Below are 23,276 nucleotides of genomic sequence, written 5' to 3' on the forward strand. Positions count from 1 at the left end.
TCACACCGGGATGAGGGGGCCGATGGGCTTGGTGGTGGTCGCGTGCACCAACAGCTCGGCCAGTTCGCGCGGCCGGCTCAGGAACGGCGAGTGCGATGCGTTGATGGACAGCTGCTCGACGCCGAGACGACGCGCCACGGTATCGGCCAGCCACCGAGGCATGCACCGGTCCTGTTCGCAGACAATGAAACTGCGGGGCAGATCGGCGGCCCAGAAGGTGGGGACCGACACCGGTGTCACCGTGGTGTCGCCGAAGCGTTCCGGTCCCAGCCGGCCGAACGCCCAGCGGGCCGTCTCCTCGTCGCAATCGTGGTAGAAGTATTTCCACGCCCCGTCGAAATCTGCGAACGTCATCGCGCCGTCGGCATCGAAGCTCAAGTAGCGCAGCATTTCCCCGACGTCCCCGTCGAACTCACCGTCTTCGGTGTCGCGCATCGCCATCGCCTCCGGATATGTACGGCCTTCGCGGGGCAGCCCGGCGGCGAGGTAGATGATGTGCTTCACCAGATCAGGCCGGGTGTCGGCGGCCAGCGTCTGATCGAAACCGCCACCCGAATGCCCGACCAGCACGTCGTGCGGCTGCATCGCCGCGACGATGGCGTCGCGCCGATTGGCCAGGGTGGAGTCCTGTCTCACGAGTGCGCCGTGGCCGGGTAGGTCCACCGCGACACCGTCGTGGCCGAGGTCGGCGAGCTCGGCGATCACCCGATCCCAGCACCAGGCAGCGTGAAAACCGCCGTGCACGAAGACGAATCGCACGCTCAGTCCACGATGGAGATGGCCTGACGCGGGCACTGCCGGACGGCCTCGCGCACCTGGCCCTCGTTGGACGGGGTGACTTCGTCGGTGAGGATGTGCAGATAGTCCTGGTCGTCGAGATCGAACACCTCGGGGATCACCCCCATACAGACGCCGTTGCTCTCGCACAATCCGAAATCGACCTCGATGCGACTCATGTCGTCACCGCACCACCTTCACCGGGACCCGGGCGTAGCCCGCCACATTCTGCATCCGCACCCGTTCGAGACCGGCGAAATCGACCTCGTAGCGGGGCATGAAGTCGAGCAGCTTCTGCAACGCGATGACACTCTCCATGCGGGCCAACGCGGCGCCCAGGCAACTGTGGATACCGTAGCCCAGGCCGAGATTCTGGGCCTCGGTGCGATCCCGCTCGATATCGAATCTGTCGGCGTCGGTGAACGCGTCGGGATCGCGGTTGGCGGCTGCGCTGATGAGGAACACGGCCTTGCCGGCGGGGATCACGCCGCTGGGCACGTGGGCTTCCTTGAGGGTGTAGCGCACGTTGTACTGCACCGGCCCTTCGAACCGCAACAGCTCCTCCACCGCATCCGGCACCAGTTCACGATTGTCGATCAGCTTCTGCCACTGGTCCGGGTGCTTCGCGAATAACACCACCGCCGTGCCGATGAGTTTGGTGACGGTCTCGGCGCCCGCACCGCCGAGCAAGGTGGCGAATCCGGTGATCTCGATATCGTCGAGCTTGTGCAGTTTGCCGTCCTCACGCGGGATCTCCGCAGCGATGAGCCGGCTGATCATGTCGTCCTGCGGGTTCTCCCGACGCTTCTGCACCAGTGAGTAGTAGTAGATGGCGGTGTCGATATTGGCCTGCATGCCGGCTTCGGAATAACCGATCTGTCCGGGTTCGCGGGACAGACTGGTGTCGATCCAGTGCCGCACCTGCTGGCGGTACTCGTCTTCGACACCGGCCATGCGGGTGATCACCTCGACCGGGAACGGCGCGGAGAAGTCCTGGACGACGTCGAACTCGTCGCTGGTGATCCTGCCCAGGAAGCGGTCGATCTGTTCGACGATGGTGTCCTTCTGGGCCTGTACCGCCCGCGGGGTGAACGCCTTGTTGAGCAGACTGCGCATGTGCCGGTGATCCGGTGGATCCATGAAGATGATGGATTTCTGCGGCGGTTCGTCGCTTTGCACCATCGCCAGGTCGCATCCGCGGGAGGACGAGAACGCCTCGTGGTCCTTGAGCGCCGCGGACACGTCCGCGTGCCGGGTGAGGGCATAGAAGTCCTGGTCGGCGCTGTAGTACAGCGGCGCCTCGGTGCGCATCCGCCGGTAGATCTCGAAAGGATTGGTGAAGTACTCCTCGGAGAAAGGATCGAAAACGAGTTCGGCCGTTGTCATTCCGGGTCCTCCTTTGGGGTGGAGCTGCCACCCCAAACATTACGGAAGGCTAAAAAATTGTAACGTTAGCAGCGCAGCTGCCCAGCCGCGCCGAAATGCCCGATTTCACCGTGACTCAATCTGGCACACCGGCGTTGACGACTGCCTCCACCGCGCCGAGCGGGAAACCGAGATCGGCGAGCGTCCGGTGCACCACGGCGATGTCCTTACTGAGAAACTCGCCTACCGCGCCGATGAACCGCTGCGTGGAACCAGCCCGCTCGATCATGCCCAGCGCCCGACTTGCGCCACTGCCGTGTGCGAGCGCGCCCAGCAGTGCGGTCTCGTCGATCGAGAGCCGCGCTCCCATCCGCACCGCTTCGGAGACCAGGCCGATCTGCGCGGCGAACATCGTGTTGTTGACCAGCTTCATGCCCTGCCCGGTACCCAACGGGCCCATGTGCAGGACGGGTGCGGCGTAGCTGTCCAGGACCGGCCGGACGCGGGCAACGACGTCCTCGGCGCCGCCGGCGAACACCGTGACACGGCCCGCGGCGATATCGTGCGGTCCGCCGCTCACCGGCGCGTCCACCACCCCGATCTGCGGCGCCTGGGCGGCGATGGCCTGGGCGGTCCGAGGGCTGCCGGTGGTGTGGATGATCAGGGTGGCGTCGGCCGGCATCGCTGCCAGTAGCGGACCCGCGCACACGTCGCGCACCTGTTCGTCGGTGAACACGCACAGCACCACGGCCTCGGTGGCCACCTCGGTGATATCGCCGACAGGGGTGGCGCCGAGTTCGCGAATCGCCTCACGCCGCGCGGGGGTGCGCGCCAGCACGGCGACCTGATGACCGGCCCCGACCAGGCGGCCGACCATGGACGCGCCCATCCGGCCCGCTCCGATGAAACCGACCCTCATCAGGACAGTCTCTTCTTCGCGCAGGCGCTCATCAGGGGCACTTTCTTCTTCGCGCAGGCGCTCATCAGCGCGGGTGGTCCATGATGCCCAGCGCCGTGTCCGCCGCGGTGAACACCGAACCCTGCGTGGCCGAGGCTTCCTCGGCCAGGGCGGTCGCATACCGGCAGTCCTTCTGCAGCAGCGCACCCGCGATCGGGGCCAACCGGTCCAGCGTGCCCCCGAACGCCGCGATACTGCCGAGCGCCTTGCTGTTGGCCGAGCCGCGGGAGATCACCTCGCACAGCCGGTCTCGTGGCACACCGAGCGCTTCGCCGAGTTCCAGGGTGCTCATGGCCGCACCGAGATTGGCGCTGAACAACAGGTTGTTCAGGATCTTGGCGACCTGCCCGCTCCCCAGGGGGCCCAAGTGCACGATCGGGTCGGCATAGGTGGCGAACACCGGACGGGCCTTCTCCACATCGGCCTCGGCGCCGCCGACCATGACCAGCAGTTGGCCGGCCTCGACGGCGGGCGCGCCCCCGCTGACCGGAGCATCGATCACCGAAACACCCTGACCGGCAGCTCTTTCGGCGATCTCGCGGCAGGTGTCGGGGTGGATGGTGGAGTGAATGGCCACGATACCGCCGGGCGCCAGGCCGTCGAATACGCCGTCGTCCCCGAACAGCACCTGGCGCACGTCATCGTCGCCGACGACGCACAGACACACCAGATCACTTGCCGCACCGAGCTCGGCCGGTGACCCGGTCGTCTTCGCCGCGGTGCCGGCGTAGGGCTCCAGCGAGGCCGCTCGGCGTGCCCAGAGTGTGGTCTCATAGCCGCCGTCGACGATGCGGCGAGCCATCGGCCCGCCCTGGCTACCCAACCCGATGAATCCGACCCGCATCAACCCGCCTCCGCTTCGACAGCACTCGACACACATTGACCGGCGAATGCCAACACCCGCCGGTGATACTCGGCAGCCGACAGCCCGACACTGAGATTGTGTCCGCTGTCGGCCATTTCGCTGACGTCCACGCCGGGTGCCCCGGTGAACAGGGCCGCGATCGCCGCCAGCGACTCGGGACCGGACTCCCACACACCCTCGTGGTCGGCGGCGCTGAATTGCACCGGAACACGCACGGCCGCTGCGAGTTCGCCGAAAGTGTGGCGTGCCCAATCGGCCGTCACCGCACCCTCGTAGCGCACTCCCGGGGCCGACAGCGCCGAGCTGGGAATCCCGTCGGGATACAACGTCGCCGGCTCCCAGAGCAGCTGACGCAACCCCGTCGGGGTACCGGCCAGCGTGGCCGTGCTGAGCAGGTCTTTCGCCTTCGGGTGGTAGCGAAGTCCGGTGCCGGCCAGTGAGATGCCGATGACGCGTTCGTGATCGGCCATCCGCAGTGCGAGTTCGCAGCCCAACGAATGGCCCAGCAGGAACAGCGGTCCGCCCTCGGCGATCTTGTCGACCGCACCCCAGGCCAGCGCCACCCGGTTCGCCGGGCTGTCCATGGTGTCCTGATACAGCGCGGATGCACCGTAGCCGGGGCGGTCCAGTGCGATGGCGGTGAAACCCTGCGATCCGGCCCGGCGTAGCAGCGACAGATCCGGGTGGCCCGGGCAGTCGAAATACACCGAAGAGGTTGCCCCGCCGTGGATCGCGACGATCACCGCCCGCGGCTCGGGGACCGATGCGACCAGGGCGGTCATCGGCACCGCGCCGATCATCACCATGCGGCGCCGGACGAGGTCAGTCATCGGTCCGGAGCAGGAGCACACCGCTGGGTGTCAAGCCGCCGCTGCTGGCCACCGCCACCTTGGCACCGGCGACCTGGCGCTCGCCGGCGTCGCCCCGGAGCTGGGTCACCGCCTCGTGGATCAGTCCCATCCCGTGGGTGCGACCATGCGAGAGCTGCCCGCCGTGGGTGTTGAGCGGGATCACCCCGTCCCGTGCGATGGCCTTGCCGCCGTCCAGGAAATCCTTGGCCTCGCCGATCCCGCAGAAGCCCAGGGCTTCCAGCCAGGACAGGCAGTTGAAGGTGAAACCGTCGTAGAGCTGCGCAACATCGACATCGCTGGGCCGCAACGAGGTCCGGCTCCACAGATGTGCGGACTGGCCCAGCACCTGGGGTTCGTGGGTGAGGGTGGTCTGGTCCCAGTCCAGCCGCTCGATGATCTGGGTGCCGACGGCCTCCACCCGCACCGGCTTGTGGGGCAGGTCCTTGGCGGCGTCGACGGCCGACACGATCACGGCGACGGCGCCGTCGCACGGAACATCGCAGTCGTACAAACCGAACGGCGTGGTGATCATCCGGGCAGACAGGTAGTCGTCCATCGTCATCGGATCGCGGTAGATGGCGGTGGGATTCAGGGCCGCGTTCGCCCGCTGGTTCAGCGCGATCCAGCCCAGCGTCTCACGTGTGGTGCCGTACCGGTGAAAGTGCCGGGAGGCGTTCTGCGCCAGCGTATGTGCCGCCGAGATGCCGCCGAACGGCTGCTGCCAGCTGGTGGTGCGCGAACCACCGGGGGGCGACATCCGGCCTTCCTTCATCAACTGTTGGAAGGTGGCCTCCCACAGGGTGCGAAAGCACAGCACATGCCTGGCCATGCCCGTGGCCACGGCCATCATCGCCGCGATCACCGAGCCGCCCGGCCCGAAGGTGTCCATACCGCCGTTGATCCAGGTGGGACGCAGTCCCAGCGCACCCTCCAGCGCGGACACGCCACCCTCGCCCATCCCGGCGATGTCCAGACCCGGATAGGTGGACAGCCCGTCGATATCGTCGAAGGTCAGTCCGGCGTCGGCGACCGCCGCCTTACACGCCTCGATGGTGAGCGACAGCGGTGGCACCATCAGCCGTCGGCCCATCGTGGAAGCGCCGACCCCGGTGATGGCCGAGCGGTCCTCGAACTTCTCGGCGGTGAGCATGGGGCGGACGTACTTGCCGAATTCCGATGGTGCGATCTCGTCTTCGGGCATCGTCGCCGGCGCCGTCTGGTCGGCCGCGGGTGTGAACACCGGCAGCCAGACATCGGCGAACTGCTGGAAGCGCACCTCGACGGGTTGGCCCAGTTCCAGCTTCTCCGGATCACAGTCGATGATGTTGGTGGTGAGCCGGACCCGCAGATCCTCGGCGATCGCCACTTCGGCGATCACATAGGGCGGCGGCAGATCGGGGAAGCCGAAGCGGTGATTGATGCTCACACCGGCCAGCGTGCCCCGGCCCGACACGGCGCGAACCCCGAGATCCTGGCTGCGGCAGTAGCGGCAGATCGGGGCAGGCGGATGGATGAGCGCGTGGCAGCTCTGGCATTCCTGGATGCGGAGTCTCCCGTCGGCGCCCGAGGTCCAGAAGAACTCGTTCTGCGAAGTCAGTTGGGGCAGTGGACGTCCCGGGGCTGCGGTCACCGGGTGAACCCCCACTGCGCTTCGTTGTCTTCGGTCTTGAGGCTGCCGGCGGGGTCGGCCGTGTCGACGAGTGGCCGGTGATCGTCATCGGGGCGTCGCTCGCCGAGCTCGAGGATGGCGTGTACCGGGCAGTCCAGCAGGGCCCGCATCACCGCATCGCGATCCTGGGCCGGCACGTCGCCGGAGCCCTCGAGCTTGGCGTATCCCCAGTCGTCGAGTGAGAAGTACTCGGGTGCGTGTTTGGCGCAGATCCCGAACCCGTCGCACAGGGTACGGTCCAATTTGATCCTCATCGACGCGCCTCCACTGCTTCGATCGCCTCAACCTCGAAGGGCCGCTGCGCCTCGAAAGTGCGGCAGCCGTCGCAGGATCCGTCGACATGCGCACGGACCAGGTCGGGGAAATGGGCCAATAGACTGGCCGCGATATTCGCCGCGCCGTCCAGCGTCGCGCACGCGCCCCGGCCGCGCAGCACCACCGACCACCGCTGCAGCCGCTCGAGGTCTTCGGCGGTGGCGGCACCGTTGCGCAAAGCCCCGGTGACGGCGGCCATCGCCGCCGTCCCGTTGAAGCAGGAGCCGCACTGTCCCGCATTCTCCCGGTCGAAGTAGTCGAGCACCGAGGCGGCCACAGCGACGGGGCAGTCGGAGGTGAGCACCGCCACCGCTGCGCAGCCCAGGCCGCTGCCGAGTGCGCGCAGCGTCTCGTGGTCCAGGCCGGCACCGACCGCGTCGGGGCCGAGCAGTCCGGCGAAGTACCCACCCATCAGCAGTCCTGACACGGCCGCGGGGGACACTCCGTGCAGGGTCAGCAGATCGGCGATGGGGGTGCCGTAGGGCAGCTCGTAGAGCACGGGTGATTTGCCTGCACCGGTGATCGTGGCCAGGAAGGTGCCCGGCGAGGCCTCGGTGCCCTGCGAGCGGAACGCATCCGCGCCATGTCGCCGGATATACGGCAGATGGGCCAGCGTCTCGACGTTGCTCACCAGCGTCGGGCACCCGGCGACTCCTTCGTCGAACACCCGCGGCGGTTTGTCCGTGGGTTTGGCCGGTCCGCCGTTGATCACCCGCACGGCCGCGGATTCCTCACCGGCGATATAGGCGGGCGAGACGGTCACCACGCTGATCGCCGGTGCGGTGTCGGCCCCGGCCAGCGCGGCCTCGATCGCGGCGGCGGCGTGGGTGTCGGAGACGTAGACGTAGGCCCGTTGCGCGCCGACGATCCACGCTGCCAGACGTAGCCCGTCGAGCACCAGATGAGGCCGGTTACGCAGCAGCCAGCGATCTTTCACCGATGCCGGCTCGCCCTCTTCGCCGTTGGCGACGACGATGGTCTGCCGCCCCGCGAGGTGGGCGGCGCGCACCGTCTGCAGCTTTACCGCGAGCGGAAACGCGGCGCCACCGCGGCCGAGCAGCCCCGCCGCGGCGATCTCGCCGAGCAGTCGCTCTGGATCGTCGACGTCCTGGTAGCCGCCGGAACGCGTGTAGTCGGAGAGATCTTCGCGGCCGTGTTCGGTCCGCAACAGGCGCGGGGTCAGGCCCGGCCACACCGAAGTGGCGAGATCCGTTGCGGTGGTGGTCATGCGGTAGTCCTTTCCTGCTCGTCCGCCGTGCCGGCGACGGTTAGGCTGAGTGCCGTGAGAACCGCAGTGGTGCGTGTGGACGTGGATCCGTTCGGGCAGCTGACCCCGGCCCGGCTTACCGAAGGCATGGCAGCATTGCGCGAGCTCGGCGCCGAGGTGGTCGAGGCCGATCTGAGTGCACTGCCGGCCGGCCGGCGCCAGGTTGAGGTGCTGGTGGCCGGCGACGATCCGGATGTGCTGACGGCAGAAGCTATCACGCTGTGCAGCAAGGCTTTCGGTACCAACCCGGTGCCGGGGGTGCTGACCTTCGTCAGTCGCGGCACCGACGACGACGCGCACGGTGTGCTGGCCGGCTTCGGATTGGCCGGCCGGGTGCAGCGTTTCCCGAGCGGCGAGGGCTGGGACATCGTGGAGGTGACGCTGTGTCGCGCCGACCTGGCCCGGGTGCCCGAGAGCCGGATCCACACCGCGCTGGAGGCATCGCTGAACAGCGAGGTGCGCATCCTGCTGGAGTAGTTCACGTCAGCTGTCCAGGAAGTCGAGAATCGCCGGCGCGGCCTGCACCCACGTGTCGAACAAGCAGAACTTCTTCCCGCCGCTCCGGGCGAACTTCTCGCCGGCCCGCTCCCAGGCGTCCTCGGGCCACGGCGGATCGATCAGGGTGGAACCCTTGATCAGGCAGCTCACTTCGAGTGAGGTGCGCTTGGGGTGATCCCAGTCGTTCTCGCCGCCCCGGATGATCAGCGTCGGGACGGTGATGTTCTCGAACGTCTCGTCCGGTACGCCGGGGATGGTCTGGCCCGGTTTGGACACGAAGGCGTTGAGCCAGCGCAACATCACCTTGAGGAACTCGTCGTTGTCCAGCTCCAGGAAGCGCTGCCGGTTGGTGGGATTCTGATCGATACGTTCGCGCCACTCCGGTACGTGCAGCAGTCCCTTGATACCCAAACCGCGGACGGCCAGGATGCTCGGGGTGATGTAGTGCCCACCGAGCACGAACGATCCGTACACGCCGCCGACGATGTTCCACACGATCAGCTTGGTGACGATCTCCGGGTAGAGGATCGCCGTCAGAATCGAGTCCCGGGCGCCGCCGGAACCTCCGGCGATGATGCACGGCCCGACACCGAGCTTGGAGATCAGGGTGTAGAGCGTCTCGGCGCGCATGTGCGACTCGCTCTGGCCGTAGAACTGCACGTCGGACTTGCCGCAATTCGGCCGGTCCCACAGCAGTACCCGGCAGCCGCCCTTGACCAGAGCGTTGGCCAGTGGACGCAGCCCGGGGATATCCTTGCTGAACCGTCCGCCCGGTGTCAGGGCGATGAGATCTCCTGTCTTGCCCAGTATTTCGTAGACGACGTTACCGCCGTTGATCTCGATGACCTTCTCGCCTCGCTTGAGCACGGGGCCTTCGTGACTGGTCATGCCTGCACCAGCACATCGTTGCCGACCACCCGCACCGGGTAGGTCCGGATGCTCCACTCCGGCTTCACCGCCGTGGTGCCGGTGGCCAATTCGAATCCCCACTGGTGCCAGGGACAGAAGATGTACTCCTTGTCGCGCACCATCACGGCATCACCGGGAACGTTCTCGTCGACGACATTCAGACCGCGAGCGCGTCCCGAGCACAGCGGGCCGCCCTCGTGGGGGCAGTAGTTCGCGATCGCATAGAAAGTGCCGTTGACGTTGTACACGCCCACGCCGTGACGGCCGATGGGAACGAGTTTGTGCGTGCCGGAAGGTATTTCGTCGACGGTGGCAACAACGTGTTCGCGTCCCTGGGCGAGTCGGGGAGTCTCGTTGTCGGCCAACTCAGAACACCCGAACCTGACCCTCGAGCACCGGTACGGTGTCGGGAAGGTTGTAGGTCTCGATCGAGTTGCGGAACATGATGTTCTCGCGGGCGTACTCGGGCAGGTGTTTGACCAGCCAGCGGGGGTCGTCGAAGGTCCAGTGCGGGTAGTCGCTGGAGAAGAGCAGGAGCTTGTCGCACTCCATCCATTCGAAGGCCCGGGAGAGTTCGGTCTTGTCCTCGGGGTAGTCCAACGGCTGCGTACTGAACTTGATGTGCTGCTTGACGTATTCGCTGGGTTTGCGCTTGATGTCCAGCCAGCTTTTGCGGGCTTCGTAGATGGCGTCCATCCGCCACATCAGCGGCAGGATCCAGGTGAACGCATGCTCGATGAAGACGATCTTCAGGGTCGGATGCCGGTCGAAGACACCGTCGAAGATGAGGCTCATGACCTGGTTCGCGGCCAACAACGAGTACGTGACCATGAAATCGTGGTTGTAACTGGGTAGCCCGACCGGCGGGATGGGCAGCGTCTCGTACACGCCGCGCGACAGATGGCAGCTTACGGGCATGTTGTATTTGGTGGCGGTCGCCCAGATCTGGTCGTAGCACGGATCGCCCCAGGACGGCCGCGGTTCGGCCTTGATGAGGATCTGGGCCATGAACGGGTGTTCCGCCCACTTCTCGATCTCGGTGACGGCGCCGGGCTGGTCCTCGATGGCCACACAGATGGACCCGCGCCAGCGCTCGTGCCAGTTGTTGTGGCTGTCCAGCCAATGATTGGCCAGCCAGGTGTTGGTGGCCGTGCAGTAGGCCGATGTCGCCTCGGGCAGCCGCATCTCACCGTGGGTGGGCTCCAGGATCGCGATATCGGATCCGGCCTCCATCACCAGCTGGCGCAGCGCCATATCGGGGTCACTGCAGGCGAACTCGCCGTCCGGCGGAAACGCGTCGAGGCGCATCGCGTACGCGTGTGCGTAATCAGGGGCGTCGTAGTAGATCTGCTCGCCCACTTTGTGGTTCAGGAAATACTTGCTGCGCCACGGTTCCGGGATGTATTCGACCAGCTCACCGCGTCGCGGCATGGGGTGGACGTCGGAGTCGACGCACCGAACGGCGATGCGCTCGGCAGGGGCGACACGGGGTGTGGTGGTGACGGACATGGTGGTGGCCTCCTGCTCTACTGTGCGCCCGAAGCGGACGAAAAAGCCGGACTTTGAATTCCGTACAACTGCGCGGCATTGCGCCAGCACAGCTTGTCCCGTTGTTCGGCGCTGTATGCCGCCGGCACGGTCAGTTCGGCAGCGTTGTAGTGCGGGTAACTCGACCCGAACATCGTCATGTCTTCCTTGCCGGTGAACCCGAACCACTCACCCGCGAAGTCGACGTCGCCGGGCCCGTCGTACGCGCCCTGGACGAAATACACGTGGCCCGGCAGGTAGTCGCTGGGCATCTTCGGGGCCCACGGGGTCTGCTCCAGATGCGGCCTTCCGAAGCAGTCCATCCGCCAGATGAACGGTGTCAGCATGTCGGCCGCACCGTCGGCCCAGACCATCTTGAGGTTCGGCATTCGTTCGAACACGCCCTCGGCGATCATGTTCATCAGGTGATACAGATAGTTCAGGGACATGAAGGACAGGTACTGTTCGTACGTCCGGGCTCTGCCAGAAGGTGTGGGGGAGAACTGGATTCCCGCACCGACCTCGATGTGCACGGCGACCGGCAGACCTGCCGCTTCAGCGGCGGCCCACAGCGGCCAGAACTGGGGCTTGCCGTAGAGCTCGCGGGATTGCAGGGGTACGCCGATCTGCACGACCCGTGGGTGGTCCTTGTATTTCTCGATCTCCCGCAGCGCGCCGGCGACATCATCGGGGTTGACGCGGAGGGTGCCGCGAAAGCGTTCACCGAACTCGTCGTGTTCGAGCCAGCGGGTCACCATCATGTCGTTGTGAGCCGCGGCGAGCGCGGAGCCCAGATGGCGGTCGGGCATGATGCCGCGCGTCATCGGGTGCAGGACCGCCACGTCGACGCCGCGGTCGACGAACAGGTGCTCGGCCACCAGGTCGACATCGGATCCCGGGTATTCGCGGTGGGGGCCCTTGGCCTCATTCAGGTATTCGCCGCCGGGCGCGCCGTACCAGTCCATCTCGTAGTCCGGGAATCCTCGGCTGCTGAACGGTTCGCGCAGGAAGTTCTGCCGCAGGTCGGAGTTGGAGCCGAAGAAGATGTGCACGCTGGCGTCGATGACGGGCACATCCACCACACCGGAACCTTCTTCGAACCGCTTCACCGGGTTCCACCTTCCCCTCACAAGCCGGGCCGGGAACCGGCCGGAGTGGGTCCCAGTGTAGATCCTTGTTCTTCCGAATCAAGAATAATGTTCTCCAGCGGATCGCTTACATCCGCGCTGGTGGGCGTGTGTGCTGGTCAGTTGCGTGGCGATTGCCGGGTGAAACCCCGCACTGGCTGCTGGAGAATCTCGACACCACATAGGAGAATGGTATTCTCGCCGCGTCGGGACGAGTGAGGTGGGAGGTGCCGCGTGCTGCTTGAGTTCGATGCTGACCAGCGGCTATGGCAGGAGACGGTGCGCGATGCGGTGGGCGAACAGTGCCCGGCGTCATTGGTGCGGGGAATCGCAGAGAACAGAATCGCAGAGAACAAGGGGGCACCTGAGGCCGCACACGCACTGTGGCAGTCCTATCTGGACGCAGGCTGGACGGAGCTGGCCGACCCGGAGAACGCGGTCGAACTGGCCATCGTGCTTGAGGAACTCGGCAGGGCGACCGACCCGACCCCATTCCTGGCGACGCTGTCGCAGTTCGCGCCGCTGGCCGGAAAGCGCTTCGACCCTTCGAAGGCCGGGGCGGCGGTCTACGACGGGGTCAGCGCCACGTGGAGTCAACAGGGCTGGGTGCTGGATGGCACGTCGAAATTCGTGCTGGACGGTGATCGCGCCGAGCAGATCGCCGTGGTGACACCCGCCGGGGTGTTCGTGATCGACGGCGAAGGCTTCAGCGCCCGGCGACGTGATGTGTTCGACCCGGTTCTGCACGTCGCCGAAGTGACCTTCGACCGGCTGCGCGTCGAGGAGCCCGACCGGCTGGACCTCGAGCCGTCGGCGGCGTCGGCCCTGGTCGAACGATCCCGGCACATCGCGTTGATGGGCCTGGCCATCACCATGGTCGGCGCCTGCCAGCGCGTCCTCGACCTGGCCCTTGAGCACGCCAAGAGCCGACATCAGTTCGGGGTGCCCATCGGCTCGTTCCAGGCCATCCAGCACAAGGCCACCGATATGTACGTGGCCATCGAGCGGGCGCGGGCGCTGTCCTATTTCTCCGCGCTCACCATCGCCGCCGACGACCCGCGCCGTCGTATCGCCGCGGCGATGGCTAAGGCCAGTGCGGGGGAGTGCCAGTCACTGGTGTTCCAGCACGGCCTACAGACCTTCGGGGCCATGGGCTTCACCTGGGAAAACGACCTTCAGTTCGCCTTGAAGCGGGCCAAGGCCGGCGAGCTCCTGCTCGGCGGCGCCGCAGAACACCGCGCTCTCATCGCCGAGGAGTTTGATGCAACTCGAATTTGATCCCGACGTCGAAGAATTCCGTGCCGAGTTCTCGGCCTTCCTCGACCAGCACTTACCCTCTGCGGCAGACACCTTGGAGCGTCCGCGGTCGGTATCGCACATGCCGCAGTGGGCACGCGACTGGCAGCGTCTGTTGTTCGACAACGGCTGGCTGCTGCCGGCCCAGCCCCCGCAGTTCGGGGGCCGCAACGCATCTGTGCTGCAGACCTACGTTCATCTGGAGGAGCTGTGCCGGCGTCGGATCTACCACAGCTTCAACCCACAGGGCGTCAACATCATCGCCGCATCGTTGCTGACCTTCGGCACCGAGGAGCAGAAGCAGCAGTGGGCGGTGCCGGTGCTCATGGGGGAGCGCACCGCGTCACTGGGCATGAGCGAGCCGAGCGCGGGGTCCGACCTTGCGTCGTTGCGCACCAAGGCTACGTACGAGAACGGCGCAGAAGGGGGAGCGTTCGTCGTCAACGGCCAGAAAGTCTGGACCTCGGGAGCGCACGACGCCGACTGGCTGCTGACGTTCGTGCGCACCGACCCCGACGCACCCAAGCACAAGGGCATCAGCGTGCTCATCATCCCGACCGACACCCCGGGTGTGGTGTGCAGGCCGTTCGCCGATATCTGCGGTGAGGAGAACAAAGACTTCAACGAGGTCTTCTTCGCCGATGTGCGGGTGCCCGCCGAGAACCTCGTCGGCCCGCTCAACGGCGGCTGGAAGGTGGCCAACGGGTCACTGGGCCACGAGCGCACCATGATGTGGCTGGGCTTCGCGGACCGGATCGCCAACTCGATCGGCGATTTCAAGCCGTCCACGCCGCTGGAGCGTGACCAGCTGGCATCGACCATCATGGACTACCAGGCGTTGCGGCTGCTGGGTTCGGTCGGGCTGGCCAAAGCCGCCCGGGGGACGTCGACGTCGCCTCGGTGTCGGTGCCCAAGCTGCTGGGCGCCGAGGCCGAGCTGCGAGCGTCGAACAATGCGCTCATCGCGGCCGGTTCGGAGGGATTGATCCACCCGGCATTCAGCGGGCCGTACGCCCACATGAACCTGGACCACTATTACGCGAGCTGGTTCGAGCGTTACGCGCGCAGCTTCTCGGGCACCATCGCCGGCGGCACCTCGGAGATCCAGCGCAATATCATCGCGCAGCAGGTGCTCGGCCTACCTCGGGGCTGAGTAGCGAGGTCGGACAAACGAATTCGGCGCGTCTCGCCCAAGACGAAACGCGCCGAATCCGTTGTCGATCAGTAGTTGTTGCAGCTCGTGATGATCTGCGCGATCCCGTCGAAGTACTTCGACGCACCCGGAGTGTTCGCGATCTGCGTCGCGGTGCGCTGGCGCTCTGCCGGGCCCGAGGCCAGGAAGTTGCGCAGCATGGCCTGCCCGACCGGCTGAGCACTGAACTGCTGAGCCAGATCAGGCCGTTCCGCGTTCATGGCCCCGACGACCTGGTCGTAGCTACACGTCGTGTTGACCACGGGACTCAAGTCCGGGGTCGCCGACGCGATGCCTGCGGTCAGCGGCAGCGTGGCTGCCATCCCGACCAGGGTGAGCACGATCTTCTTTCCCGACACCTTCACCATTGCCTAGATACCTTTCCCCGCCCGGACCAGTTTCCGGCGTCACACACTTTTCGTCGTTCGCGCCGGTTGCGTTACACGCTGATTTTTACAGGCTAACAGGACGGACGAGGGTGCAGAATATTCCTTTGTAGGAGGCGCCCTGAGCTGCAGGTTTGCAGATTATTCCCAGGCGGGCGCAGGTATTACCAAACTCACAGAATTCGGCACTGGCGAAGTTCGCTGTTGAGCCATAGTCAGGCCGGCGGTTGCATGCTGCGCAGTGTGCGGGTCAGGTAGTCGTCCAGCAGATCGTCGCGCTCGGGCCAGTCGCCGGTGGTTATCAGCAGCGCGTAGAGGCCCAGCAGGAAGTACACGGCGCTGTTCATCGGCGTGACTGCGCTGTCGATGTCGCCGCGCCCCCGAGCCAGTTCGATCTGCTCGGCGACCAGGACGATCACCGGGTGATCCTGAACGTCCTCGGCGGGTGGCCGGGTCTGTGAGAAATGCAGCGCCAGAAAGTCCTTGAAGAGAACGCCGCCCAGCCTGCGTTCCAGACCCAGGATCAGCCGGGCCGCTTCGCGCAACGCCGAGGCCAGGTCGTCCTGTGTCTTGAGGAACTGCCTGAACTGCTTGGCGATCCGTTCCTCTTCGCGCCGTTCCAGCTCCAGCAGGACATGTTCCTTGGTGGGGAAGTGGAAGAAGAAGGTGCCATGCGCGACCCCTGCCGCGGCCACGATGGCGGCCACGTCGGCGGCCGCCAGGCCGGAGCGCTTGAACTCGGCGATCGCGGCGCCCATCAGCCGTTCCCGGGTTTGCAGCCGCTTGGCCTCGCGCGCTGACACTTCCACCACAGCGACACAGTATCGCCCGGCGACTACCAGTCGATGACGGCGACTTCCTTGCGCTCGGTGATGGGCCGGGCCAACTCCTGCTCGTCGCAGATGCGTTGCAGGTTTTCCAGCGTCTCGTCGAGCCCGGGGCCCAGCCGCCGACCGGGGGTGAAGGTGGCGGGCAGGTTTCGCATGCCCTGGATGACACCGATGCTGTCGTAGTGCACGGTGCCCTCCGGATCACAGACATAGTCGGGCATCCGGTCCAGCACGGCCGTCAGCATGGACTTGAAGACGGTGCGCGCCACGTTGGAGCCCACGCAACGGTGTACGCCGATGCCGAAACTGAAGTGCCGGTTGCCTTTACGGTCCATGACGATGGTGTTCGGATTCTCGAACACCGCCGGATCCCGGTTGGCCATCGCCCACGAGATCCACAGGCGCTCGCCCTCTTTGAACCGGGTGCCCGCCACCTCGACGTCAGCCGAGAAGGTGCGGCCGTCGCCGGGGGCGGGTGTGAAGAAGCGCAGGAACTCCTCGGTGGCCGGATTGAGCAGGTCCTCACGTTCCCGGCTGAGCAACTCACGCTGTTCCGGGTGCTCGCCCAGCCATTCCAGAGCGTGTGCCGTCAGAGCGGTCGTGGTGTCGAAGCCGCCACCGATGATCAGGCCCAGGTTGCCCAGGATCTCCATATCGGGGGCGGGCTCACCGTCGATGCGAAGTTGGAGCAGGGCGTTGATCAGGCCCGGCTTGGGGTTCTCCTTCATCACGAACATGTTGGTGAGCAGGTCGATACCCATCTCGCGATGCTGTTCGTTGATCTTCGCGCGGTCGGGTGAGTGCTCGGGGGTGTATACCGACGCGTGGGTGGGCTCGCTGTAGACGTTCCACTTCTTCAGGTCCAGACCCATCATCGCCAGGGTCAGTACCGCGGGAACCACATTGGCCAGATGGTCGACGAAATCGATACGGCCGGACTCGATGTGCTCGTCGAGCGCGGCGCGGGTGATCTCGTCGACGAACGGCACCCACCGCTTGATCGCGGCCGGCGACAGGTAGGGGTTCAGCGCACCGCGGTAGGTGCTGTGGTCGGGCTCGTCCATCTCCAGGATGCCACCGCGGACGGCGGCCGCCCGGCTGGCCAACGGGATGCTGATGCCTTCGTAACCCGTTCCCTCCCCGGTGATGTCGTGGTCATTGGAGACCACGGGGCAACGCGCCAGCTCGAAGACGTGCTTGCTGTCGGCAGCCACCCAGTGCCCGTTGTAGACATCGGTCCACGCCATCGGGCACCGGGTCTGCATTTCCTCGGTGATCTTCTCGAACTGCAGCCGGTATTCCGGTGTGTGCCGGTCGAAGTGGTACTTGTTCTTCTTGCGGTCGTCGTCAACCACGTCGTCGATACTCACGGCGTTGTCTCCCTATGATTTTCGTGACTCAAGACGGCGGCCCTGCCGGTCATTCGATGACGATTGCCTGTTCGGGGCAGGAGTGCGCCGCTTCGCGCACCGCTTCCTGCTGATCGTCGGGGACGATGTCGGAAACCGGTGACGCGTGGCCGTCGACGTCGTCGAGTTCGAACGAATCGGGCGCGATCATCGAGCACAACGTGTGTCCCTGGCAGCGTGAACCGTCGACTGAAACCTTCACTGCGTCAGCACCTTTCCGGTCAGATGTGGTAGTCGTACCACTTGAGGTAGCCGCCGGCGTCGACCCGCAGCTGCATACCGGTGACGAACCGGGCCTCGTCGGAGGCCAGCCACAGCACGGCGTTGCTGATGTCGACCGGTTCGACCCACGGCACCTTCATGGCCTGCTGTACGTAGAAGACCGGCTCGGCGTCCTTGAGTTCGGGTTGCTCCAGATCGGGCCGGAACGAGCGGTACATCGGTTCGCTCTGCAGCATGTTCGTGTTGCAGTTGGTCGGGTGGATCACATTGGCCCGGATCCCGCGGGGGGACAGCTCGGTGGCCAGATAGTGCACGTATTCGGAGATCATCCGCTTGGACACCATGTAGCCCATGCCGCCGGGATCCGAACCTGGATTGGGCTTGTTGTGCGCATCCATGAGGGCGGCCGCGGACGCGGTCGCGATGATCGACGCGCCTTCGGTCAGATGCGGCAGCGCGACCTGGATGGCGTTGATGGTGCCGATCAGGTTGGTGTTGATGCCGTCGGTCCAGGCCTGCATCGGTGGCTGGCCTTTCATGGCGGCGACACCGGCTTGGGCCACGACGATGTCGACCTTGCCGAACTCGGCCAGGCCGGCGTCGAGCGCCTCCTTGAGCTGGCCGGCCTCGCGGACGTCGGCCTGCGCGGTGACGATGCGGCGGCCCGCCTTCTCGACGAAGCGCGCGGTCTCTTCGAGATCTTCGGGTGTGGCCAGCGGATAGCCGATGGTGTCGAGGTTCTTGCACAGGTCGACGGCGATGATGTCGGCGCCCTCTTCGGCGAGCCGGATCGCGTGGCTGCGCCCCTGCCCGCGCGCGGCACCGGTGATGAATGCGACTTTTCCGGCAACCCGGCCTTCAGTGCTCGCACTGCTTCCCATCAGGAGTCCCTTCGGTTCTAAGTGTTCCGGCCGCCGTTGACGCCCAGGATCTGTCCGGTGATGTAGCCGGCTTCCTCGGAGATGAAGAACGCACACGCCGCTGCGATGTCCTCGGGCTTGCCCATGCGCCGCACCGGGGTCTGGGCGATCTGCTTGTCGGTGTCGCCGAGAAACCCGCGATCTTCGGCCTTGCGGAGCATCGGGGTGTCGATGAAGCCCGGTGGGACGGCATTGACCGTGATCCCCACCGGCCCGTACTCCAGCGCGAGTGACTTCGTCAGTCCGTTGACCGCCGACTTGGCCGCCACATACGGCGCCATGAAGGGCTGGCCCGAATGCGTGCTGGACGACGAGATGTTGACGACGCGTCCCCAGCCGGCCTCGATCATGTCCGGCAGTACGGCCTGGACGCAGTGGAAGACGCCGTTGAGGTTGACGTCGATGACGCGCTGCCAATGCTCGAACGAGGTGTCGATGAACTTTCCGAAGCTGTCCAGGCCTGCCGCGTTGACCAGGATGGAGACAGGACCCAGCTGGGCGCGGATGGCGTTCATCGCCTCGTCGACGGCGGCCCGGTCGGTGACGTTGGCGACGAAGGAGTTCGGCGCGTCAGACGGGTTGAGATCGAGGATGGCGACGTGGTGACCGTCGGCGCGGAGTCGATTCGAAATGGCCAGCCCGATCCCGGACCCGCCGCCGGTCACGACAGCATTCTTCACCTACAGAGCCTCCTCATGTGTGGTCGCGATCTCAAGAATCGGCCTTCCGATTATGAGAACCGTACTCTCGGCCAGGTTGATCACGCAAGATAGGCGGCGTCGCTGGGGGGAATAACAAGTAGGTCTCACGTCCAGCTCGGGTGTCCGGACTAGCGCATCTGCGTTTTCTTGCGTTCTCATCATGTGAATGTAAGATTCGCCGTTGATGAGAATGAAATTTCCATCACAGTGAGGAGCCCTTTGTGAGCGAGACCTCGACGATCACGTCTGAGAACCGGAGCGGCGCGGCTGACCGACGGATGCTGATCGACGGGCAACTGGTGGACGCGGCGCAAACCTTCGCGACACTCAACCCCGCCACCGGAGAGGTGCTGGGCCACGCGCCCGATGCGTCCGTCGCCGATGCCGAAGCGGCCGTCGCGGCCGCCCGCCGGGCCTTCGACGATTCCGGGTGGGCCACCGATGTCGACTTGCGGATCCGCTGCCTGGAACAGTTCCACCAGGCTCTCGTCGAGCACCGCGACGAGCTGGCCGCACTGACGACGGCGGAGGTGGGCGCGACACCCGCGCTGAACCTGGGCGCTCAGCTGGATCAGCCGATCGCCATCGTGAAGTACTACACAGACCTGCTGCGCGACTACCCGCTCACCGAGGATCTGGGCAATATCGAGAGCCGGGGCGCCCTGCACCACCGTTGGGTGGAGAAGGAAGCCGCGGGCGTCGTCGCCGCGATCATCGCCTACAACTACCCCAATCAGCTGGCGCTGGCCAAGCTCGCGCCGGCGCTGGCCGCGGGGTGCACGGTGGTGCTCAAGGCCGCGCCGGACACCCCGCTGATCACGCTGGCCCTCGGTGAGTTGATCGCCCATCACACCGACATCCCGGCCGGCGTCGTCAACGTCATCAGCGGCGCGGACCCGCAGGTCGGGGCGGTACTGACCACCAGCCCGGATGTCGACATGGTCACCTTCACCGGGTCGACCCCGACCGGCCGCGCCATCATGGCGGCCGCCAGCGCCACGTTGAAGAAGGTGTTCCTCGAACTCGGCGGCAAGTCGGCGGCCATCGTGCTCGACGACGCCGATTTCGGTATGGCCGCCGTGTTCTCGGCTTTCAGCATGGTGACCCACGCCGGCCAGGGCTGCGCGCTGACCTCCCGGCTGCTGGTGCCGCGCAGCCACCATGACGAGATCGTGGAGCTGGTCAAGACCAATTTCGGGCACGTCCGCTTCGGAGATCCGACCGACCCCTCCGTCTATATGGGACCGCTGATCAGTGCGAAGCAGCGCGACAAGGTCGACGCCATGGTGCAGCGCGCCGTCGCGGCCGGGGCCACGCTGGTCACCGGTGGGGAGAAGAAGGATCCGGGATTCTTCTACACCCCGACACTGCTCACGAATGTCCATCCCGACAGTGAGATCGCCCAGGAAGAGGTGTTCGGGCCGGTGCTCGTCGTCATCGCCTATGACGATGACGACGAGGCGGTGGCGATCGCCAACAATTCGATCTACGGCCTGTCCGGTGCGGTGTTCGGAAGTCAGGAGCGTGCGCTGGCGGTGGCCCGCAGGATCCGCACCGGCACCTTCTCCATCAACGGCGGCAACTACTTCAGCCCCGACAGCCCGTTCGGCGGGTTCAAGCAGTCGGGTATCGGTCGTGAGATGGGGGCCGCCGGGCTCGACGAGTTCCTGGAGTCGAAGACGTTCGCCACCGTGATCGGACCGGCGGCCCAGTAATGAGCAAGCCGCTGGACGGAATTCGCGTACTCGAAGTCGCCATGTACGGGTTCGTCCCGTCGGCCGGCGCGGTGCTGGCCGAGTGGGGCGCCGATGTGATCAAGGTCGAGCACGCGGTGACGGGCGATCCGCAGCGCGGTCTGCGTCAGACCGGGCCGCTGCGCGTCGAGGGCGATCCCAACCCGAATATCGAACATGCCAATCGCGGGAAACGCAGTCTGGGCCTGGATATTTCGACGCCCGAGGGGTGCGAGATATTGAAGGTGCTGTCCGCTCGTTCGGATGTGTTCCTGACCAGCTTCCTGCCGGGGCACCGCAAGAAGTTCGGTATCGATGTCGACGATATCCGCGCGGTGAACCCGTCCATCATCTACGCGCGCGGCAGTGCGCTCGGGCCCCGCGGTGAGGAATCCGAGAAGGGCGGCTATGACATGACCGCCTTCTGGTGCCGGGCCGGTACCGCGGCCACCATCACCCCACCGGGGGTGGAGGGCATGGTCGGTCCGCCCGGTCCCGCCTACGGTGACACCATTTCCGGCACGAACCTGGCCGGGGGTATCGCCGCGGCTTTGCTGAAGAGGGAACGCACCGGTACGCCTTCGGTGGTGGACGTGTCGCTGCTCGGCAGTGGCTTGTGGGCGATGGGGCACACCGTCGCGCTCACCTCGCACCTGAAGCAACGGCTGGTGGCCCAGCCGCCCGGCGTACACGGATCGCCGATCAATCCGCTCGTTGGGGTCTACGGCACTGCCGATGACCGCTACATTTCGTTCGTCATGATGCAGCCGACGAAGTTCTGGGCCGACGTGTGCCACCACGTCGACCTCCCCGAGTTGGCCGACGACCCGCGGTTCGCCACCGCCGAGTCGATCGCGGAACACACCCCCGAGGCGGTCGAGATCCTCCGCAAGGTGATGGCCACCAGGCCGCTGTCCGAGTGGAGCAAGAAGTTTGCCACGCTGGCCGGCCCGTGGGCGCCGGTGCAGGACACCCTGCAGGCCGCCGAGGACGCTCAGATCCGCGCGAACGACTACATCGTCACCGCAGGCGAGCTGGAGCTGGTGGCCAACCCGGTGCAGTTCGATGTCGTCGCGCCGCACACCGGTGGTGCACCGGGATTCGCCGAACAGACCGAGGAGATCCTGCTGGAACTCGGGCTCGACTGGGATCGCATCATCGAGCTGAAAACCGCAGGCGCAGTTACTTAACCGGTCACAGAGAGGTCCGTCGCACAGCCCATGCCCCATATCGCTTCTATCGGCACCTACCTTCCGTGCTGGGGTACCGCCCGGCGCCGGGTGCCCGGCGACGACGAGGATGCCATCACGCTCGCCGTCGAAGCCGGCCGTGCCGCACTGGAAGCCGGCGGGGCGGTCGAGCGCGTCGTGTTGGTGAGTCGCGATCTTCCGCTGCTGGAGAGCAGTAATGCCGCGGTGCTGCTGGCGGGCCTCGGCCTCGACTCCGAGTTGGAGGTCGACGAGCGACTCGGCGGAGCCCCCGCCGCGACCGACGCGGTCAGCTCGGCCCGGCCGCGGACCCTGATCATCGGCGTCGACCTGGAACCCGCGGGTGCCGCGGCGCTGCTGACCGCCGAGCGCGGACTGCAGGTGCGCACCGCGGCCCGGGTGGCGCGCAGCCTACCGGTACGCATCCGCACCGAGGCCGGCATCCAGGACTACGGCGATCCGCGGCTGCTGCACGAGCGCGGTCTGATCGCCTCGCTGGAGGCGGCGTGGCTGGACACGCCCGCGGCGGTCGCAGGTGTGGATCACGAGCGGGCACTGGAGCTTTGCCTGCCGGATCCGCCGCGGTTGCCCACCACGGGCGCCAGCGCGAGCATCTTCGCTCTGGCCGGGTTGGCGGAGACCGGCAAGACAGGTCCGCTGGTGGCCGTCGAGCAGGCCATCCTGTCCGGTATCACCGTCAGCAACGGCGTCGCCGAGACGCACCGCCGCGAGCCGGCGTCCCGCGCGGTACCCGAAAGCAGGACCACACCGGGCACCGAGATCCCGATCTCGTTGGCCGCCTACGAGCGGGCCTTCGAGGCCAAGGTGCGCTGGGAGGCAGGGACTTTCGCGGGCAGTGACGAGCTGGATTTCCCGCCGCGGTTCCGCGTCGACCGGGACGGATCGCTGGCGATGGACTACGAACTCGTGCCGTTGCCGCGCACCGGAAGCGTCTACACCGAGGTGACGGTGCACGTTCCGGTACCCGGCCTGCGCACCCCCTATTCACTGGTCATCGTCGAACTGGACGGCGTGGGGGTGCGAGCGCTGGCGAAGGTCACCGGGGTCGAGCCGGGCACCGTCGACATCGGTGATCGGGGCCGGATGGCGCTGCGCCGGGTGGCGGTGCGCTCGGGCGTGCCCGACTACGGGTATGCGTTCGTGCCCGACAGGGCTGTCGCGTGAGCGCCTGCCGGCGCCGTTTCCGCAAAGATCGCGACAGTTACCGTAAGCCATTCGGTATGCTCCACCG

The 23,276-nt window shown here is 66.2% G+C and carries 24 protein-coding genes and 1 pseudogene; 6 read left to right on the forward strand and 19 right to left on the reverse strand.

From position 1 onward, the window contains the following. The 9 genes from QN239_RS11405 to QN239_RS11445 form a co-directional block, all read right to left on the reverse strand. The gene (locus QN239_RS11405) at positions 1 to 759 is read right to left on the reverse strand and encodes an alpha/beta fold hydrolase (RefSeq protein WP_499010367.1); all 759 of its coding nucleotides are present in this window, start codon (positions 757 to 759) and stop codon (positions 1 to 3) included. 2 nt (positions 760 to 761) lie between these two features. Beyond that, positions 762 to 956, reverse strand: coding sequence for a ferredoxin (locus QN239_RS11410; RefSeq protein ID WP_090353076.1), 195 nt, complete (start codon positions 954 to 956; stop codon positions 762 to 764). A 4-nt stretch (positions 957 to 960) separates the two neighbouring features. Further along, entirely contained in the window at positions 961 to 2,163 is a 1,203-nt protein-coding gene (locus tag QN239_RS11415; RefSeq protein ID WP_499010369.1) for a cytochrome P450, read from the reverse strand. A 115-nt stretch (positions 2,164 to 2,278) separates the two neighbouring features. Further along, a complete protein-coding gene (locus QN239_RS11420; protein WP_499016708.1) occupies positions 2,279 to 3,085 on the reverse strand; it encodes an NAD(P)-dependent oxidoreductase in 807 nt (268 codons plus the stop codon). Positions 3,086 to 3,125: 40 nt separating this feature from the next. Continuing rightward, positions 3,126 to 3,944, reverse strand: a complete 819-nt coding sequence (locus QN239_RS11425) for an NAD(P)-dependent oxidoreductase (protein ID WP_499010371.1) — start codon at positions 3,942 to 3,944, stop codon at positions 3,126 to 3,128. After that, the gene (locus QN239_RS11430) at positions 3,944 to 4,795 is read right to left on the reverse strand and encodes an alpha/beta hydrolase (RefSeq protein WP_499010372.1); all 852 of its coding nucleotides are present in this window, start codon (positions 4,793 to 4,795) and stop codon (positions 3,944 to 3,946) included. The genes QN239_RS11425 and QN239_RS11430 overlap by 1 nt, the downstream gene beginning before the upstream one ends. Then, complete coding sequence (locus QN239_RS11435; RefSeq protein WP_499010375.1) at positions 4,788 to 6,446, reverse strand: thiolase C-terminal domain-containing protein; 1,659 nt, start codon at positions 6,444 to 6,446, stop codon at positions 4,788 to 4,790. The genes QN239_RS11430 and QN239_RS11435 overlap by 8 nt, the downstream gene beginning before the upstream one ends. Beyond that, positions 6,443 to 6,739: a ferredoxin gene (locus QN239_RS11440; protein WP_167161475.1), complete on the reverse strand. Its 297-nt coding sequence runs from the start codon at positions 6,737 to 6,739 to the stop codon at positions 6,443 to 6,445. The genes QN239_RS11435 and QN239_RS11440 overlap by 4 nt, the downstream gene beginning before the upstream one ends. Further along, positions 6,736 to 8,028: an NADH-ubiquinone oxidoreductase-F iron-sulfur binding region domain-containing protein gene (locus tag QN239_RS11445; protein WP_499010377.1), complete on the reverse strand. Its 1,293-nt coding sequence runs from the start codon at positions 8,026 to 8,028 to the stop codon at positions 6,736 to 6,738. The genes QN239_RS11440 and QN239_RS11445 overlap by 4 nt, the downstream gene beginning before the upstream one ends. A 54-nt stretch (positions 8,029 to 8,082) precedes the next feature. Between QN239_RS11445 and QN239_RS11450 the strand changes: the two genes are divergently transcribed. Continuing rightward, positions 8,083 to 8,544 carry a hypothetical protein gene (locus QN239_RS11450; RefSeq protein ID WP_090353089.1) on the forward strand — a complete coding sequence of 154 codons (462 nt, stop codon included), beginning with the start codon at positions 8,083 to 8,085 and terminating at the stop codon, positions 8,542 to 8,544. 6 nt (positions 8,545 to 8,550) lie between these two features. Here QN239_RS11450 and QN239_RS11455 read toward each other — a convergent pair whose 3' ends face one another. The 4 genes from QN239_RS11455 to QN239_RS11470 are packed head-to-tail and all read right to left on the reverse strand — an operon-like array spanning position 8,551 to position 12,110. Further along, complete coding sequence (locus QN239_RS11455) at positions 8,551 to 9,453, reverse strand: alpha/beta fold hydrolase (RefSeq protein WP_499010380.1); 903 nt, start codon at positions 9,451 to 9,453, stop codon at positions 8,551 to 8,553. Continuing rightward, positions 9,450 to 9,839 carry a Rieske (2Fe-2S) protein gene (locus QN239_RS11460; protein WP_090353092.1) on the reverse strand — a complete coding sequence of 130 codons (390 nt, stop codon included), beginning with the start codon at positions 9,837 to 9,839 and terminating at the stop codon, positions 9,450 to 9,452. The genes QN239_RS11455 and QN239_RS11460 overlap by 4 nt, the downstream gene beginning before the upstream one ends. A 1-nt stretch (position 9,840) precedes the next feature. Next, positions 9,841 to 10,983 carry an amidohydrolase family protein gene (locus QN239_RS11465; protein ID WP_499010381.1) on the reverse strand — a complete coding sequence of 381 codons (1,143 nt, stop codon included), beginning with the start codon at positions 10,981 to 10,983 and terminating at the stop codon, positions 9,841 to 9,843. A 17-nt stretch (positions 10,984 to 11,000) separates the two neighbouring features. Next, a complete protein-coding gene (locus tag QN239_RS11470) occupies positions 11,001 to 12,110 on the reverse strand; it encodes an amidohydrolase family protein (protein ID WP_499010382.1) in 1,110 nt (369 codons plus the stop codon). Between the two features lie 252 nt (positions 12,111 to 12,362). Here QN239_RS11470 and QN239_RS11475 point away from each other — a divergent pair, with 252 nt between their 5' ends. Together QN239_RS11475 and QN239_RS11480 are read left to right on the forward strand one after the other, a co-directional pair. Continuing rightward, positions 12,363 to 13,406: an acyl-CoA dehydrogenase family protein gene (locus QN239_RS11475; RefSeq protein WP_499010383.1), complete on the forward strand. Its 1,044-nt coding sequence runs from the start codon at positions 12,363 to 12,365 to the stop codon at positions 13,404 to 13,406. Beyond that, a pseudogene (locus tag QN239_RS11480) lies at positions 13,390 to 14,576 on the forward strand (acyl-CoA dehydrogenase family protein). Before QN239_RS11475 ends, QN239_RS11480 begins: the two are co-directional and overlap by 17 nt. Positions 14,577 to 14,644: 68 nt before the next feature. Here the strand turns inward: QN239_RS11480 and QN239_RS11485 are convergent. From QN239_RS11485 to QN239_RS11510, 6 genes are all read right to left on the reverse strand, one after another. After that, positions 14,645 to 14,983, reverse strand: coding sequence for a hemophore-related protein (locus tag QN239_RS11485; protein ID WP_499010385.1), 339 nt, complete (start codon positions 14,981 to 14,983; stop codon positions 14,645 to 14,647). 233 nt (positions 14,984 to 15,216) lie between these two features. Continuing rightward, positions 15,217 to 15,759: a TetR family transcriptional regulator gene (locus QN239_RS11490; RefSeq protein ID WP_499016710.1), complete on the reverse strand. Its 543-nt coding sequence runs from the start codon at positions 15,757 to 15,759 to the stop codon at positions 15,217 to 15,219. A gap of 77 nt (positions 15,760 to 15,836) precedes the next feature. Then, the gene (locus QN239_RS11495) at positions 15,837 to 17,201 is read right to left on the reverse strand and encodes a cytochrome P450 (RefSeq protein WP_499010386.1); all 1,365 of its coding nucleotides are present in this window, start codon (positions 17,199 to 17,201) and stop codon (positions 15,837 to 15,839) included. 49 nt (positions 17,202 to 17,250) lie between these two features. Continuing rightward, on the reverse strand, positions 17,251 to 17,442 hold the full coding sequence (locus QN239_RS11500; protein WP_499010387.1) for a ferredoxin: 192 nt from the start codon (positions 17,440 to 17,442) through the stop codon (positions 17,251 to 17,253). 19 nt (positions 17,443 to 17,461) lie between these two features. Beyond that, positions 17,462 to 18,343: a mycofactocin-coupled SDR family oxidoreductase gene (locus QN239_RS11505; RefSeq protein ID WP_499010388.1), complete on the reverse strand. Its 882-nt coding sequence runs from the start codon at positions 18,341 to 18,343 to the stop codon at positions 17,462 to 17,464. Between the two features lie 17 nt (positions 18,344 to 18,360). Then, entirely contained in the window at positions 18,361 to 19,062 is a 702-nt protein-coding gene (locus QN239_RS11510) for an SDR family NAD(P)-dependent oxidoreductase (protein WP_499010389.1), read from the reverse strand. Positions 19,063 to 19,361: 299 nt separating this feature from the next. Between QN239_RS11510 and QN239_RS11515 the strand changes: the two genes are divergently transcribed. From QN239_RS11515 to QN239_RS11525, 3 genes are read left to right on the forward strand one after another with little or no spacing between them, the layout of a single operon-like run. Beyond that, on the forward strand, positions 19,362 to 20,798 hold the full coding sequence (locus QN239_RS11515; RefSeq protein ID WP_499016711.1) for an aldehyde dehydrogenase family protein: 1,437 nt from the start codon (positions 19,362 to 19,364) through the stop codon (positions 20,796 to 20,798). After that, positions 20,798 to 22,006 (forward strand): CaiB/BaiF CoA transferase family protein, encoded by a 1,209-nt coding sequence (locus QN239_RS11520; RefSeq protein WP_499010391.1) that lies wholly within the window; start codon positions 20,798 to 20,800, stop codon positions 22,004 to 22,006. Before QN239_RS11515 ends, QN239_RS11520 begins: the two co-directional genes overlap by 1 nt. Positions 22,007 to 22,036: 30 nt before the next feature. Next, complete coding sequence (locus QN239_RS11525; RefSeq protein ID WP_499010393.1) at positions 22,037 to 23,209, forward strand: Zn-ribbon domain-containing OB-fold protein; 1,173 nt, start codon at positions 22,037 to 22,039, stop codon at positions 23,207 to 23,209. Positions 23,210 to 23,276: the final 67 nt, after the last annotated feature.

The sequence above is a fragment of the Mycolicibacterium sp. Y3 genome (assembly GCF_051188035.1).
Classification (GTDB): domain Bacteria; phylum Actinomycetota; class Actinomycetes; order Mycobacteriales; family Mycobacteriaceae; genus Mycobacterium; species Mycobacterium fluoranthenivorans.